This window comes from Rhizobium ecuadorense, from assembly GCF_001187535.1.
GTDB classification, from domain to species: domain Bacteria; phylum Pseudomonadota; class Alphaproteobacteria; order Rhizobiales; family Rhizobiaceae; genus Rhizobium; species Rhizobium ecuadorense.
The window spans coordinates 1-14,303 of the sequence record NZ_LFIO01000839.1 but is presented as its reverse complement, the minus strand read 5'-3'; the positions used below and the strand labels follow the sequence as shown (position 1 = coordinate 14,303).

General features: G+C 58.7%; 12 protein-coding genes and 1 pseudogene. 4 read left to right on the top strand and 9 right to left on the bottom strand.

What is annotated here, in order from left to right; genetic code table 11:
* Together AF337_RS14820 and AF337_RS14815 are read left to right on the top strand one after the other, a co-directional pair.
* Positions 1 to 672: nucleotide-binding domain containing protein (locus tag AF337_RS14820; protein ID WP_280138853.1), on the top strand; the 672-nt coding region annotated here is incomplete at its 5' end.
* Positions 673 to 693: 21 nt separating this feature from the next.
* Complete coding sequence (locus AF337_RS14815; RefSeq protein ID WP_049732634.1) at positions 694 to 1,458, top strand: FadR/GntR family transcriptional regulator; 765 nt, start codon at positions 694 to 696, stop codon at positions 1,456 to 1,458.
* A gap of 55 nt (positions 1,459 to 1,513) precedes the next feature.
* Here AF337_RS14815 and AF337_RS14810 read toward each other — a convergent pair whose 3' ends face one another.
* Together AF337_RS14810 and AF337_RS14805 are read right to left on the bottom strand one after the other, a co-directional pair.
* The gene (locus AF337_RS14810) at positions 1,514 to 1,966 is read right to left on the bottom strand and encodes a DUF421 domain-containing protein (RefSeq protein ID WP_049732633.1); all 453 of its coding nucleotides are present in this window, start codon (positions 1,964 to 1,966) and stop codon (positions 1,514 to 1,516) included.
* A gap of 10 nt (positions 1,967 to 1,976) precedes the next feature.
* Complete coding sequence (locus AF337_RS14805; RefSeq protein WP_049732632.1) at positions 1,977 to 3,209, bottom strand: protein-L-isoaspartate(D-aspartate) O-methyltransferase; 1,233 nt, start codon at positions 3,207 to 3,209, stop codon at positions 1,977 to 1,979.
* A 431-nt stretch (positions 3,210 to 3,640) separates the two neighbouring features.
* Between AF337_RS14805 and AF337_RS14800 the strand changes: the two genes are divergently transcribed.
* The gene (locus AF337_RS14800) at positions 3,641 to 3,907 is read left to right on the top strand and encodes a DUF2277 domain-containing protein (protein ID WP_049732631.1); all 267 of its coding nucleotides are present in this window, start codon (positions 3,641 to 3,643) and stop codon (positions 3,905 to 3,907) included.
* A 50-nt stretch (positions 3,908 to 3,957) separates the two neighbouring features.
* Here AF337_RS14800 and AF337_RS14795 read toward each other — a convergent pair whose 3' ends face one another.
* From AF337_RS14795 to AF337_RS14765, 7 genes are all read right to left on the bottom strand, one after another.
* The gene (locus AF337_RS14795) at positions 3,958 to 5,256 is read right to left on the bottom strand and encodes a mechanosensitive ion channel family protein (RefSeq protein ID WP_049732630.1); all 1,299 of its coding nucleotides are present in this window, start codon (positions 5,254 to 5,256) and stop codon (positions 3,958 to 3,960) included.
* Positions 5,257 to 5,675: 419 nt separating this feature from the next.
* On the bottom strand, positions 5,676 to 6,746 hold the full coding sequence (gene fcl, locus AF337_RS14790) for a GDP-L-fucose synthase (RefSeq protein WP_049732629.1): 1,071 nt from the start codon (positions 6,744 to 6,746) through the stop codon (positions 5,676 to 5,678).
* Positions 6,739 to 7,830 (bottom strand): GDP-mannose 4,6-dehydratase, encoded by a 1,092-nt coding sequence (gene gmd / locus AF337_RS14785; protein ID WP_049732628.1) that lies wholly within the window; start codon positions 7,828 to 7,830, stop codon positions 6,739 to 6,741. Before gmd ends, fcl begins: the two co-directional genes overlap by 8 nt.
* Positions 7,831 to 7,885: 55 nt before the next feature.
* A complete protein-coding gene (locus tag AF337_RS14780) occupies positions 7,886 to 10,096 on the bottom strand; it encodes a GumC family protein (protein ID WP_049732627.1) in 2,211 nt (736 codons plus the stop codon).
* Positions 10,093 to 11,235: a glycosyltransferase family 4 protein gene (locus AF337_RS14775; protein ID WP_049732626.1), complete on the bottom strand. Its 1,143-nt coding sequence runs from the start codon at positions 11,233 to 11,235 to the stop codon at positions 10,093 to 10,095. Before AF337_RS14775 ends, AF337_RS14780 begins: the two co-directional genes overlap by 4 nt.
* Positions 11,229 to 12,329, bottom strand: coding sequence for a glycosyltransferase family 4 protein (locus tag AF337_RS14770; RefSeq protein ID WP_049732625.1), 1,101 nt, complete (start codon positions 12,327 to 12,329; stop codon positions 11,229 to 11,231). Before AF337_RS14770 ends, AF337_RS14775 begins: the two co-directional genes overlap by 7 nt.
* Complete coding sequence (locus AF337_RS14765; protein WP_049732624.1) at positions 12,326 to 13,276, bottom strand: glycosyltransferase family 2 protein; 951 nt, start codon at positions 13,274 to 13,276, stop codon at positions 12,326 to 12,328. Before AF337_RS14765 ends, AF337_RS14770 begins: the two co-directional genes overlap by 4 nt.
* Before the next feature lie 582 nt (positions 13,277 to 13,858).
* Between AF337_RS14765 and AF337_RS14755 the strand changes: the two are divergent.
* Positions 13,859 to 14,303, top strand: a pseudogene (locus tag AF337_RS14755) (O-antigen ligase family protein); the annotation flags it as partial.

The following is a 14,303-nucleotide window of genomic DNA, read 5'->3' as shown; positions in this document are numbered from 1 at the left end:
GGTGTCGACAGGCCGCTGCCGATTGCCGATCTGTTCGCGGGCCGCGGGGATAATGTTGTCGTAGCCGATGCCGAGAATGATACCGATCTCGATCAGATCGTCGAGGGTCATGTCTGGCTGACGACGCTTGGCGTCGGCGCGCGCGGCCTCGGCGCGGCCTTCGCCCGCCGGCTCGGCGAAACCGGGCAGCGGCCGGTGACGGAATTTACGGCGACCCCGCGCACGCTGTTTGCCTTCGGCTCGCGCGATCCAATCACCTCAGCCCAGATGAACCGGCTCGAAGCTTCGGGCGCCTTGCGTATGGTGGTGGATGCCCCGATGGGGCAGGTGGAATGCGGGGAGGGCCTGGCGCTGCCGGTGCTGTTGCGCTGCACTGGCGAGATGGCGGCCGATGCGGTGCTCGTCGCCGGTGATTTTGCGGCAGGCGTCAAAAGGGTGATCGACGATACGAGACCCGATATGCTGATGGTCGGCGGCGGCGATACGGCGCTTGCGGTTTTCCAGGCGCTTGGTGTCAGGGTGCTCATACCGAAGGGCGAGATCGAGGCTGGCATCCCCTGGTTCGATGTGACGGGCGCCGACTGGCGGTCTTTTCGGTGCGCCGTCAAGTCGGGGGGCTTCGGTAAGCCGGATAGTTTGTTAAAACTGGTTCTTCGGAATCAGGCGGCATAAGATACCGCCGGGGAGAATGACGTGGTTGAAGTGAACGGCGAATCTTTGAAGGCGGAAGCCGGCCCGCCGGGCAAGCCGGAGCGCGGCAAGGCCGTCAAACTGGTCGACCGTGTCTTCGACCAGCTGCTCGAGCGTATCCGCGGCGGGAACTATCCGCCGGATTCACGCCTGCCCGGCGAACATGAACTTGCCTCGATGCTGGGTGTTTCCCGTCCGATCGTCCGCGATGCGCTGGCCCGCCTGCGCGATCAGGGCATGGTCTATGCGAGGCAGGGCGCCGGCACCTTCGTCAGCGCCCATGGATCACCGACGACGCAGCTCGCCTATTCGCCGGTCAAGACGATCGCCGATATCCAGCGCTGCTACGAATTCCGCCTGACCATCGAGCCAGCCGCCGCCTATTTCGCCGCCAAGCGCCGCAACGAGCAGGCGATCCAGAAGATCGCCAGCGCCCTTGCGGATCTGCGCGAGGCGACCAGCCATCAGCTTCACCGCACCGATGCCGATTTCATCTTCCACCGCGCCGTGACCGAGGCAGCCAACAATCACTATTACACGGCTTCGATCGATGCGCTGAAGGCCCATATCGCCGTCGGTATGCATCTCCACGGCCTGTCCCTGCTTGGACCCCGCCAGGGGCTGGAACAGGTCTATGAAGAACATAACGCCATCTACAAGGCGATCGCCGACGGGCGTGCCGACGACGCGCAAAGGCTGATGAAGGCGCATCTCGAAGGCTCCCGCGACCGTCTGTTCGAAGGCAGGGCGCTCGACCTGTCCTTCTGAGGAAGATCGGCGCTTTCCCTCAGGTGGCACACGCAGGGCGAGAGTTCCCCTGTTGTCAGCCGGATTTCTGCTTCTTGATGATGCTGATGTTGCCGCTCACTTCGAGGATCGCAAATTTTATCTCCGTCACGCTTTCGATGCCTTCCTGGCTTCGGGCCGCTTGCATGACATCTTCCTTCTGCAGGCGGGCTCCTTTGAGCGCGCCTTCGTCGTAGACGCCATCCGTTACCAGGACGGTTGGAACTCCATCGATGATATGCGCTGCGCGCGGCCACCACCTCTTCACATAGGAGAGGCCGATGTCGGTGGTAAACAGCGTCAGGATCAGGATGATGGCGTTGGTGATGGAGAAGTCGTCGCCCAGCATCGCCTGCTGCGTGGTTTCGGAGATAACCAGCACGATGACCAGGTCGAACGGCGTCATCTGCGCCAACGTCCGTCTTCCCGACAAGCGGATGATCACGAGCAGCGTGAAATAAATTGCCAGTCCGCGGAATACTGCGTCCACCGTGCCGCCCTCATGGAAAGATGAACGTGGATTGGGTATGGACCTCTCGGCCCATGCCAATGGTGGCGCGATGAGCGCCGGGGAGCTGCGTCTGCAGCCGGAACACGATCTGTGTCGGTCCTGCCGGATCGGCCGGGAAGATGTAACCTATCCGGCCCTCGCGCGCGAAGGTCGCCTTCTGGGGCGGGTCGATGCCCTGAACCGAGAAGGTTTGAAGAAAGGCGGCATCGATCGTGAAGACCCTGTCTTCGGATGACGCCGTGAAATTCACCGTCATATCCTCGGGAGCATTCCATCGGGAGATGACGGGAAAGTCCACGGACCCGTCGGACAAATGGAATGTTTGCCGCGAAAACGGCCCGCCTCTTCCCAGTAAACCCATCAAGCAGGTCGCCAGAAGAAGCGTGAAGATGATCCAGGAAAGACGTTGAACCGCCCAGAACCGTTGCTGGAATTCGGTATGGTCAAGCACGCCTTCGGGCAGCGCAGGCAGTTTATGCATTTCTCCCATGCCCTCTCCCTGTGCGTTTGGCTGAGAAGCCGGGCCGGACGCAAAAGTTCCCGGCGATAAGGGCACCGTCGCCGTATACATCGGATGTGCGGCAGTCCAGGCGTCTTCCCCGATCAGCGGAACGAAGACCACTCCGCCGAGATCGTCTTCCTCGAAAGCAGCGGCCCCGGTGCGCGTGACGCGTTTCAGGCGCTGCTCCTGGCCGCGGCCGACCGGGATGACGAGCCGCCCTCGGAGGCCCAACTGCTCCTTCAAGGCGGACGGTACTTCGGGTGCTGCCGCGGAAACGATAATGGCATCGAATGGGGCGGCTTCCGGCCAGCCCTTGCTGCCGTCACCCACGCGAACGTCAATGTTGTCGTATCCAAGCGTCTCGAACCGTTCTCTGGCCTGAAGCGCCAGCCTTTCATGGCGCTCGATGGAATAGACCTGTCTCGCGATCCGGCTCATCAGGGCTGAGGCGTAGCCGGAGCCCGTCCCGACCTCGAGCACTTTGTGGCCGGCTTTCAGATCGGCTTTTTCGAGCATCAGAGCGACGATGAACGGCTGAGAAATCGTCTGGCCTTCGCCGATCGACAGCGGCGCATCCTCATAGGCGAATTCCTCGAAGCCTGGAGAGACGAATTTTTCGCGCGGCACCGTGCGCATCGCCTCGATAACGCTGCGATCGCCAATGCCACGTCGCATCAGCTGGTGCTCTACCATGCGATCTCGGCTTTGCGTCATATCCATGGATCGGCTCCACTGTCGCCGGTTGTGCCTTGGGGCAAGCTTCTCGGCCGGGCAGACGATGGACAACAAGGGGAGGGTCCCGTCATTCCGATGCGTTGCTCGGTCCATGTGGGGAACTTAGTGTGAAGAACGAAGTTCGACAGGCATATGCAAACCAGTAAATACCATTCCCTGAGGCGTCTGTGTCCACGAACCCAATCATCAATGAACCGGTCGAAGAGCGGAGATACAGCTATGGCCGGGGCAGGAGACTGCCGGGTGGAAGTGTGCGGACATCGGGATCGACCACCTATCGCCCTTCGGCGTGGCCTCCAGAGACGCTGGAAGATCGCCTTGGCGAAACGGTTGTTTGTCAATCACACGCACGCGACTACTTTATGTGAAATTATCGCTCCTCTCCGTAGACTTGAGGAGACGAACGGGAGCAAGTCATGTGCAGAAATATCAAACCGCTATTCAATTTCGATCCGCCGGCGACGGACGAGGAGATTCATGACGCCGCGCTTCAGTTCGTTCGCAAGTTGAGCGGAACCACCAAGCCGTCGAAACGCAATGAGGCGGCGTTCGAGCAGGCGGTTCTGTCGATCGCCAAATGCGCCCACGAACTGCTCGGTTCGCTTGAGACCTCCCAACCGCCTCGTGATCGGGAGGAAGTTGCCGCAAAGGCGCGGGCGAGAACAGCGATCCGCTTCGCGTAAGAGAGCTCTTCGGCTATAAGGTCTGCAGACACCGCACATTCTCGTCGCGGTTAGTCCTCGCGCGACCGCTTGATCTCGACAGGCGTCTTCATGATGATTTCCCGATGTGGGAACGGGATGGAAATGCCGGCTTGCTTGAACGCGTCCCATAGCGCCATCAGCACCTGGCCCCTGACATTCGTCAGGCCATTTGCGGGGTCGGAGATCCAGAAGCGGAGCCGGAAATCCAGCGATGAAGCGCCAAAGCAGGTAAGCCAGCATACCGGCGCCCTGTACTCGTTGGCGACGCGATCCACCGTCGAGGCGGTCGCGATTGCGATCCTGACGACCTCATGCGGGTCGCTGTCATAGGCCGTGCCGAAGTCGACATCGATCCTGACGTAGTCACTGGAGAACGACCAGTTGACGACCTGCTGGGAGATGAAGTCCTCGTTGGGGATGAGGTATTCTTTGCCGTCACGCGTGATGACCGAGACGAACCGCGAGCGCAAATCGCGGATGGAACCGAAAGTATCGCCGAGCGTGATCGTGTCGCCCGGCTTGATGGATTTGTCGAGGAGGATGATGATGCCGGAGATGAAGTTCGATACGACCTTTTGAAGGCCGAACCCTATACCTACGCCAACCGCGCCGGAAAAAACGGTCAATGCGGTGAGGTCGATGCCGGTCGCTGATAAGGCAATTGCGCCGGCGATCACGATCAAGCCGATTTTTATAAACTTGCTGATCAACACTTTGATCGATGGCGAAAGGTCGCCCGACCTCTGCACCCAATGGGAAAGGACATTGCCGACGAGAACCGCGACCCAGATGAGCGCGACGGCCAAGACGACGACTTTTAGCACAAGAAGGAGTGAAAGGCGCACTGCCCCCAGATTGACTGCCAGCCCATCGAGCGCGGAGAGCACGGGATCGTCAAGCCGGAGTGCGTACAGCGCGACATAGCTCCAACTGAAGATTGCAACGAAACGCGACAAGGTGGGATTGCGGATAATCTTGGTCAGAACGGAGATGATGAACCACGCCGCCGTCAGCGTCAGGGCGGTCGAGACCAGCCACCGTCGCGACGGCCAGGTCGTTTGAGTCAGCACGACGTTTGCAAGCCATAGCCACACCGCAAGGAAGAGCCACTTCAAGCGGCGCATGAAAGCGATTATGACGCGCAACAGGTCCGGGTTGCCTTTGATGCGTCTCGCTTTCGATTCCAATGCAGGTTCAGTGCGCGATGCTAGAAAGGACGCTGCGACGTAACCGACGGCGATGATCCCGAATTGGTAAAACGTCCATTCGCTCAACACGAACGTTCTCAGCCACTGTTCGAACACGTCGATTGTCTGCCTGACGTCCATGGTCCTGGCCTTTAGGGAGCTTCAAGGCAGATAAGGCGTCGACACGAGTTTTGTTCAATTCACCCCCGGGGATAGCCGGTGATCGAGCGACTGCCTTTCGCTGCTTCAGGGAAAGGTGGCCAGCAGTTCGCATGTGGGTACGGCCGCACCTGCCAACTTTGCCGCAGCGATGGTCGTCCGACAGTTCCGATGACGGCAATCTCGCCGAGCCATCTGACGCAGATCATCCGTGCAAGAGAGCGACAAGCGATATCGGTATCTCGACCGCGAAAAAATCCATCGCCGCACCGATAATCACCGCCCACACGACGATCAGGAAAATGAGCGCTGCAATCCTGATTTCTACTGGTTGCATTATCTGCCCCATCCCAGCATATGCGTCCCCCCGGACAAAGGTTTTTATCCCTCGGGCAAATTCGCTATGCGCGAGGATGATGTGCGACCGTAGAGAGCGGCGTCGCATGCAGCGCGGAAGTCTCGGCTCTCTCAAAACTGATGTCGCTTTGACCGGTCAAGTCGCCAGCCATCACCTTGTTGCTGCGTTCGAGATAACGACCGTCAAGGAAGGAGCGATAGGCGTCTGCGATGCCCTTCTTCAGGCCGATCTTGGGGGACCAGTCGAGAGCGCAAAGCTTGCCGACGTTCAAGAGTTTACGTGGCGTGCCATCCGGCTTAGTAAGGTCGCACTTGATCTTGCCTTCGAAGCCGACGACCTCGGAGACGAGGTATGCCAAGTCGAGGATGGTAATGTCTTCGCCAGAACCGACGTTCACATGACTGTCGGCAGAATAGGTCTTCATCAGATGCAGGCAGGCGTCGGCACAATCGTCAACATGCAGGAATTCGCGCCGCGGCGTGCCGGTACCCCAGATGCATATCTCCTGCTCCCCGTTGATCTTGGCTTCATGCGCCTTGCGTATGAGCGCCGGCATGACATGGCTTGACCCGAGGTCAAAATTGTCGTCCGGACCGTAAAGATTGGTCGGCATGGCCGAGATGAAATCGCGACCGTGCTGTTTGCGATAGGCATGGCAGAGCTTCAATCCGGCAATTTTGGCGATCGCATACCATTCGTTCGTGGGCTCAAGCGATCCCGTCAGAAGCGAACCCTCCACGATCGGCTGTTCGGCGAATTTCGGATAGATGCAGGACGAGCCCAGAAACATCAGTTTTTCGACGTCAGCCCTATGGGCTGCTTGGATGACGTTAGCTTGGAGAATCAGGTTGTCGTAAAGAAAGTCGGCCGGATAGGTAGCGTTCGCGAGAATGCCGCCGACTCTCGCCGCCGCCAGGAAGACTGCGTCGGGACGATTCTTGCTCATCCAGACTTCCACCTGTTCCTGCCGTCTGAGGTCGAGCTCGGCGCGGGTGGCCGTCAAAATCTCGCAGCCCTCGGATGCGAGGCGCCGCACGATTGCAGAGCCCACCATGCCGCGGTGGCCCGCGACATAGACTTTTTTTCCGGCAAGGCTGTAGATCACCTCAGCCATAAGCAAACCCTTTGGTTACGCCGACCGACGGAACGTTTCGCGCCATGACTTTCAGGTCCTCGCGAACCATCTCCGCAACCAGTTGGTCAAGACTGGTCTCGTGTTTCCAGCCGAGCTTGGTGTGCGCCTTCGTCGGATCGCCGATCAGAAGATCGACTTCAGTCGGACGGAAGTAAGCCGGATCGATCTCCACCACACATTGGCCGGATGTTTTGTCGTATCCCTTTTCATCAACTCCGTTCCCACGCCAATCGATTGCCATGCCCACCTTGGCAAAGGCCTTGTCGACAAAGGAGCGAACCGAGTGCGTTTCGCCGGTCGCAAGGACATAGTCCTCCGGTTGTTCCTGTTGCAGCATCAGCCACATGCCACGGACATATTCTCGTGCATGTCCCCAGTCGCGCTTGGCATCCAGATTGCCGAGATAGAGCCTTTCCTGCAGCCCGAGATGGATCGCAGCCGCCGCCCGGGTGATCTTGCGGGTCACGAATGTTTCGCCGCGGATCGGGCTTTCATGATTGAACAAAATGCCGTTCGAGGCGTGCATGCCATATGCCTCGCGATAATTGACCACAATCCAGTAGGCGTAGAGCTTGGCTGCCGCGTAGGGTGATCGAGGGTAAAAAGGCGTCGTTTCGCTCTGCGGGACTTCCTGGACTTTGCCATAGAGCTCCGAGGTGGAGGCTTGATAGAAGCGGGTCTTCCTGGTCAGCCCGAGGAGGCGAATTGCTTCGAGCAGCCGAAGGGTGCCGGTCCCATCCGCGTTGGCTGTGTATTCCGGTGTCTCGAAAGAGACTTGAACGTGGCTCTGTGCGGCGAGATTGTAGATCTCGTCCGGTTGCGTTTCCTGAACGACACGGATGAGATTCGTCGAATCGGTCATGTCCCCGAAATGCAGGATAAAGCGCGGATTTTCGACATGGGGATCCTCGTAGAGATGCTCGATGCGGCTGGTGTTGAAGGACGATGAGCGGCGCTTGAGACCGTGAACGACATAGCCCTTCTCCAAGAGCATTTCAGCCAGATACGCACCGTCCTGACCTGTTATGCCGGTAATCAGCGCAACTTTATTGACATTTTTCACTGCGGTCTCCGTGCTTTCTCTCGGCGGATATCAGTAATACTTGTGTTGTCGGAATTCATGGATTGAATTCGTGGTATTTCATCAGGGAATTTGCGAATAATTCTGAGTCGCTGAAGTTGTATTTGGCGTGAATTTTCGGTTTAACATTATTTATAGCCACGAAAAGTTCAGCATTGCGCGCGCTTTTCAGCTGCTGCAGACAGAATGCGATAGCGCGACGGCTCGTCTTTCCCCATTTTACAACCACCAGCGTTCGTTCTGCCAAGGCTGTCAGATGCATTGTCTCGGTTGAAGCGAGCACAGGCGCGCTGTCGAAGACAACGATTTCGCCTCGAGCGCGGGCCATCTCGATGATGTCAGCCGCATCGCTCGGATGAGCGTGCCGGTGGAGACTGGGATTGCCGGCTGGAATGAAGTCGATACCGCTTGGATGATGATGGATGATGTCCTGTATTACGGCCTGCCCACTCAGGAATTCATTCAACCCCAGCTTAAGGCCTGAGTTGAAAAGCGAGTCCAGATTTCCATGTCGAAGATCGGCATCGACAAGCAGCACCGGAATTCCGTTTGCGGCGAGTTCGATTGCCAACGATCTGGCGACAAGCGACTTACCCTCTCCGCTATGAGCCGAAGTCACAACGATACTCTTGGGCAACTTTCCGCCATTGGATTGTTTGAGCGAAATCACGACTGCGCGAATTGCTTCGTCAAACATCCCGTCTTGCATGCCCCCGAAGAGTGCCGACGGATTTCCCCTGTCTTTCATTTTCAGACGCGGAATGAAACCGGCGGGTATTATGTGCGATATTCCGGCCATCTGGTCGAAGCTGCGGACCGTCTTGTCGAACATCTCGACCACGAAAGCGACCGTCACCGCGATCGAAATCGAAGCCAAGAGGGCGCCGACCAGATAGAAAAGCCGTCCGCGCCCCTGCGGTGCGAGCGGCACTGCAGCCGGTGACAGAACCTCCAGCTCCGCTCCCGGCAGCATGGCTTGTCCAGCCAGGCCTCGCCGCTGCTCCTCGAATTTGTCCAGCGCGGTTTGCTCCTTGTCAGCCATGTGCTGGAGTCGCACCAACTCGGCTTGCGCAAGTGCAGAGCGGGAACGGTTCTCATGGGCAGCCGCCAATGCCGATCGGACCGTGTCGTCCTCATGATCAAGTGCTGCAAGCTTGGCGCGCAAGGATTGGAGATATCGATCGACCGCCAGGTCGAGATCGGTGTGATATTTGAGAATCCGCGCGCGCAGATCGACCACTGCTTCGGCCTTGTTGTCAAACGTCTCAAGCAGACGGTCGAGATCTTGCTCCTGGGCACGAAGCTCGCGTTGCATCGCGGCAATGCTGTCGGGTATGACGATAGTCTGCAGGGCAAGCGAACTGTCGTCAGCCGATTCCAGTGTGGATATCGTTGCTCTTACATCTGTACGGTTTTGTTCGATTTTTGCTTGCCGGTCGCCCAGCTCCATTATCGACTTAATTTGTTCAACCTTAGCGTCGTCATTTGAGACCACGTCCATAGTTTCCTGGTATTTGTCGGCAGCATCGCGCGTTGCCTTGGCGCGATCCCGCTGTTCGGCGATGCGCTGCAGAAGCCATTCTTCCGCTGCATCCAGGCGGCCGCTGATACTGTCCTTGCGTTCGTCGAGGTATATACTGATGAGCCGGTTCGGGACCGAGGCCGCCAATTCGGGATCACTCGCATCGAAGCCGATCTTGATAACGTCACCCAGGCCATCGCGCCACACGCGGAGCGCCTTGTAGTACAATGGAATGATGGGCTCGATGCTGTTTCGCATCGGGGAGGAGGGCTTTTCTCCGGTGACCAGGCCGCGCAGCATGGACCGGACCTTGTCGACAGGGGAGATTTCGCGCAGTGCCGGATTGAATTCCGGCCGCTCATCGAGCCGCAGGTCACGGATGACCCGCTCTGCGATTGTTCTGGAAAGAAGGCGCTCGGTTTCCGAGGTGACATCAAGCGGATTGTTGCGACCGGAATCGTCCACGCCGAGCGTTGTCGCCAGAGGCCTGTGGATAATCAGCCGGGACTCGGCATGAAAGGTCGGTTTCAACCCCGCAATCACGGTCGCGGCCGCCGCCATAAGGAGTAAGACTATCGCCACGATCATGACGATCCTTCGCCGGATAAGGCGCAAGCCTGCTGTCAGATCAAAGTCGTCCGATCTGGTCTCGACCTGAAACCGGGGATCGTAGCGCATCGACGAGAGCGAGGTGTTGCGGTCCGGTGGAACAGTTGAAATTGTCATCGTGCGCCAACCATTGTTTGAGGTTGCCCGGAGACGGCTTCGTAGAGTTTGTCCAGCGATCGCATGTAAGCCTTCATACTGAAATGATTGAGATAGTGGGCGCGGCCTTGGGCCGAGAGATAACTGCGGATTTCTGGATCGGTGACCAATTTCGCCAGCGCTGCAGCCAGGGCATCCTTGTCTCCGACTGGTACGAAGACACCGGTTTCCCCGTCGGAGATGACTTCGTCATGCGCGCCAACACGTGTGGTGACGACCGCGAGCCCATGAGCAAGCCCTTCGATAACCGCCATTGCCATGCCTTCAGCGTGCGAGGGCAGGACCAGGATATCTGCGCGTGCGCACAAGGCTTGCGCCGCAGCGGCGTCAAGCCAGCCTGGCATGTCCACCAGATCCGAAAGTCTCAGGGCGGCAGCCTGGCGTCGGTAGTCTTCTACAGGTCCGTCGCCTGCGAGCACGGCTCGCCATTGGAGCTCTTTCATGATCGGATGACTTAAGGCAAGCAGAAGCTCGTGAACCCCCTTGCGTTCACTCAGCCGACCGAGGAATACGATCAACGGCCTCTCGCCGGCTTGAACATTGTGCGTCCCGGGGTCGGGAACACAATTGCGGATGACGGCTGTGCGGCGCTCGTCCACACCCAAAAGCGTCGTTAGCGTCATGCGGTCGCGCTGACCCAGCGCCACGACCTGGTCAGCATGTTGAAACATCCGGCGTATGAGCATTTGTTGACGTGGCGAGCGTGTAGCAAAGTCGCTCGCGTAGTCGTAGTCGTGCAGGTGCAATATGTGGGCACAGCCGAGGAGACGGGCAGCCTCCGTCAAGAGCAGTTTTCGTGAGGTGCTGCCGCGACCTGCGATATGAATATGGTGAATGCGTGCCGGAGCGACGATCCGATCCTTCGCCATCACCAAAATGGCGCCGAGCAGGCGCGCAGGCGACGTCGCCACGGACCATCGAGGCCCTCTGGTGTCGGTGACGAGGTGTGTTGCGCCGGCCTCTTTCGCTGTGTTCGATATATATCCGACCAGCCTGCCAATTCCGCCACCGTTTTCGCAACCGCCCGGGACATAGTGGCGCACGGTGGCTGCGTTCTGCGCAGCTATCCGATTTCCGTCGGTGATCGCCTTCATCAGCATGTTCCGACCACCTCACGATAAACGGCCGCAGCCTTTGCTCCGACCTGTTCAGGCGAATTCGGACCTGTGGCCCATGCGAGCGCGCCGCTTCCCAATTTGCTTCTGAGCTCGCTGTTATCAGCCAAAATCCGGATGGCTCTTGCAAGCTCTTCCACATCCCCGGGCGGAACCACCATTCCCAATCCGTTGGGCAGAACAGTGGCCCGCAATTCGCCGACATCAGTGACGATAACCGGTTTGCCGAATGCTGCGGCAAGGTTGAGCACACCGCTTTGAGAGGCTTCCGTATAGGGAAGGACAACGATATCGGCATCCAGAAAGAGCTGGGCGACCTCAGCATCCTCGATAAAGCGGTTGCGGATATCATAGCGGCCGGCTTCCCCCATCAGTGGCCGGAAGATCCACGGATTGTCGCCGCGGCCTGCGACTGTGATACGCAGATTGGGAAGCAGGTCCTTGAGCATCGCCTCGGCACGGACCAGATGCTCCAAGCCTTTGTAAGCAAAAATCCGCCCGAAGAGCAGGACGCGGAAAGTACCATCTGCCTCGCGCCGCGCCATCTTCTGCTGCCGGGCGAGTTCCGAGTAGCGATGAATGGCGGGATGCGACAGGACATGGACGTGATCGGCGGATTTTGAGTACCGGTCGAGGACCATCTGCTTCAGCCCCTCGCCATGCACGACGACATGTCCTGATTGCCTCACCATCAATTGCGGGGCCCAGCCGGGCAGCGTGCGGGTGTCGGAATCGCCAGGATGCACCTCCACATCATGAACGGTCGTCACAAGCGGAATCGGACGCCAGAATGGCGCCGCAAAGTTCAACCACAGCGTAGAATTGCTCAGAAGGTGAATGAGGTTCGGCTGCTCGTGCCGGATGAGACGTGTGAGCTGATGCAGGAACCAGGGATTGGAGAGTGAGCGATGCCGTGGCCAGTCCAGAAGGTGCAGATCGACAGCCGGATCGAAACAGGAAGCAAGGTGTGCGTAGCGCCGGCGCGGAACGCCTAGTACGACCTGCAGGTGTTGCGCAACGCCGTTGGCGAAGGAGATGGTGTAGTCTTCGAGTTCGGAAACCAGCAGCAGCGCCTTCATTTCGCGGGCTCCGTCAAACCGATGTCCAGACCGCGCCGCGGAAGGTCGCGGGCTGTGCGCAACGCATCGCGCACCCGCCTCGGCAGGTTTGGTTCTCCGGCAAAAAAGAACCCTTCGACAGCAAGTCTGAGCCTGGCGCGCATAGTCACTCCGTCCAACCTTGCTGACGCTGCCCGGTAGGGATGGTGATCCGTCAGACGCAGTCTTGCGGGTAAATTGTGGGCTGAGAGAAACCGGTTCGTCGCTTCAACGGTATCCTGCCAATGAGCCATTCGCTTTCGCAGCATTGCGGCATCATCGATGGGCCGATACCAGTTGTTGTTGTGGATACGGTAGAACCCAAGGGAATCCGGCAAAGCAGCAACGCCGCCCAGGAACGGATATATCCCTGTGAGCCAGGCGTCGCCGGATATGCGAAACTGTTCGGGAATGGGCCCCGCAGCATCCCATGCGCTACGCCGTACAGCGATGGCAGAGGTCAGCGGGAAGGGCCACCAGCCAGCCGACTTGCTCAGCCGCAGCGACAAATCTCCCGAACATAAGCTTCGAGGGATTGGCTTGAGGGTCGGCGAGCCTTCGGTCAGCATCGGCTGAAGCCGGTGATAGACGAGGGATAGCCGAGGATCCGAGTGGAACGCCGCTGCCGTGGCCGACAGTTTGCCCGGCGCCCACCAGTCATCGGCATCCAGAAAACAGAGGATGTCGCCACCGCTTAACTTCACAGCAGCATTCATTGCGGCGGCCTGCCCCTGATTCTCCTGGAAGAGCAGCTTTACCCGGCCGTTGTAGGCTTCCAGAACAGAGCGCGACTGGTCGCTGGACCCGTCGTCGACGACGATTATCTCGACGCCGGGTGTTTGTTGACCCAAGGCGCTGTCAATTGCATGGCCAACGAAGCGACCGTAATTGTAATTGTTGATGAGGACGCTGATAGCTGGCCGCTCCATGACACCCTCTCAAGCGGTTTGCAGCGCTACACCGCGGTGCGGCAGCACGATATTGTCCGCGATGTCGGCCTTGCTGTCGCCACCGAGGCTTGAAGCCTCCGTGATGGCGATCCCCAAAGTATCCCCCAGCTCGAACGGGATTGCGCATGGAGCTGGTAAGGTCACTGCCATCGATCCGGCGACGAGTGGCGCTCCCGTCGGATAGCGCGCGGAACCAGGATCATGACGCAGAACCATAGAAATCCCAACCCTTCCAATCGCCGACTGCAGACAGTCGACGTGCATGCATTCATTGCCACGCTACCGGTGAACGGGCACGCGCAACATCTGCTCTTATGGGCAATCCCCTAGACCCCGGCACCAACCTTTGGGGGAAGTTCCTCCCAAAGGCTTAGACGCAGCAACGTCCTTGGATGGTGGGCAGCGCATTGGAAGTAGCCCCGCCTTCATTTGTGCAAGTTGATTGGGAACGCGGCTGCATGATTGTTCCTTGATAGAACAGCGCAGCCATGAAAGCAGACCCATGTCTCTCCGAATTGCCGCGATCACCGGTCTCTCATTTCAAACCAGTCGGCGCCGACAATGAGAGCATATGAGCTCAGGATCACGAGCGGGCCGGCCATAAGTTGGCGAGTCATAGAATGCTGGGGCGCCGGCGTGTGCCTGTTCCTGCAGACGGGTGCCCTCTTTCCGCTCCTGTTGGCAGATCCCGATGGGGCACTGAGCGACTCGGCCAAGTCCATGCTGCGCCTTCTCTGCCTACCGGTATATGCATTTACCCTGGTGATGCTGAAACGAAACTTTCAAGAGTTTCTCATAGCGCTCAAGCGGAATCTGTTCGTCCCTTTGATGCTTGCCCTGCCGTTTTTGTCCGTCATGTGGTCGGTAGGCCCATCGATGACATTGCGGCGCGCCATCGGTCTGCTGTTTACAGTGCTGCTGGCCTATGTGCTGGCGGTACGATTTACGCCGAGACAACTGCTCCTGCTCGCATTTGCGACCGTTGGAACATGCATCGTCCTCAGCC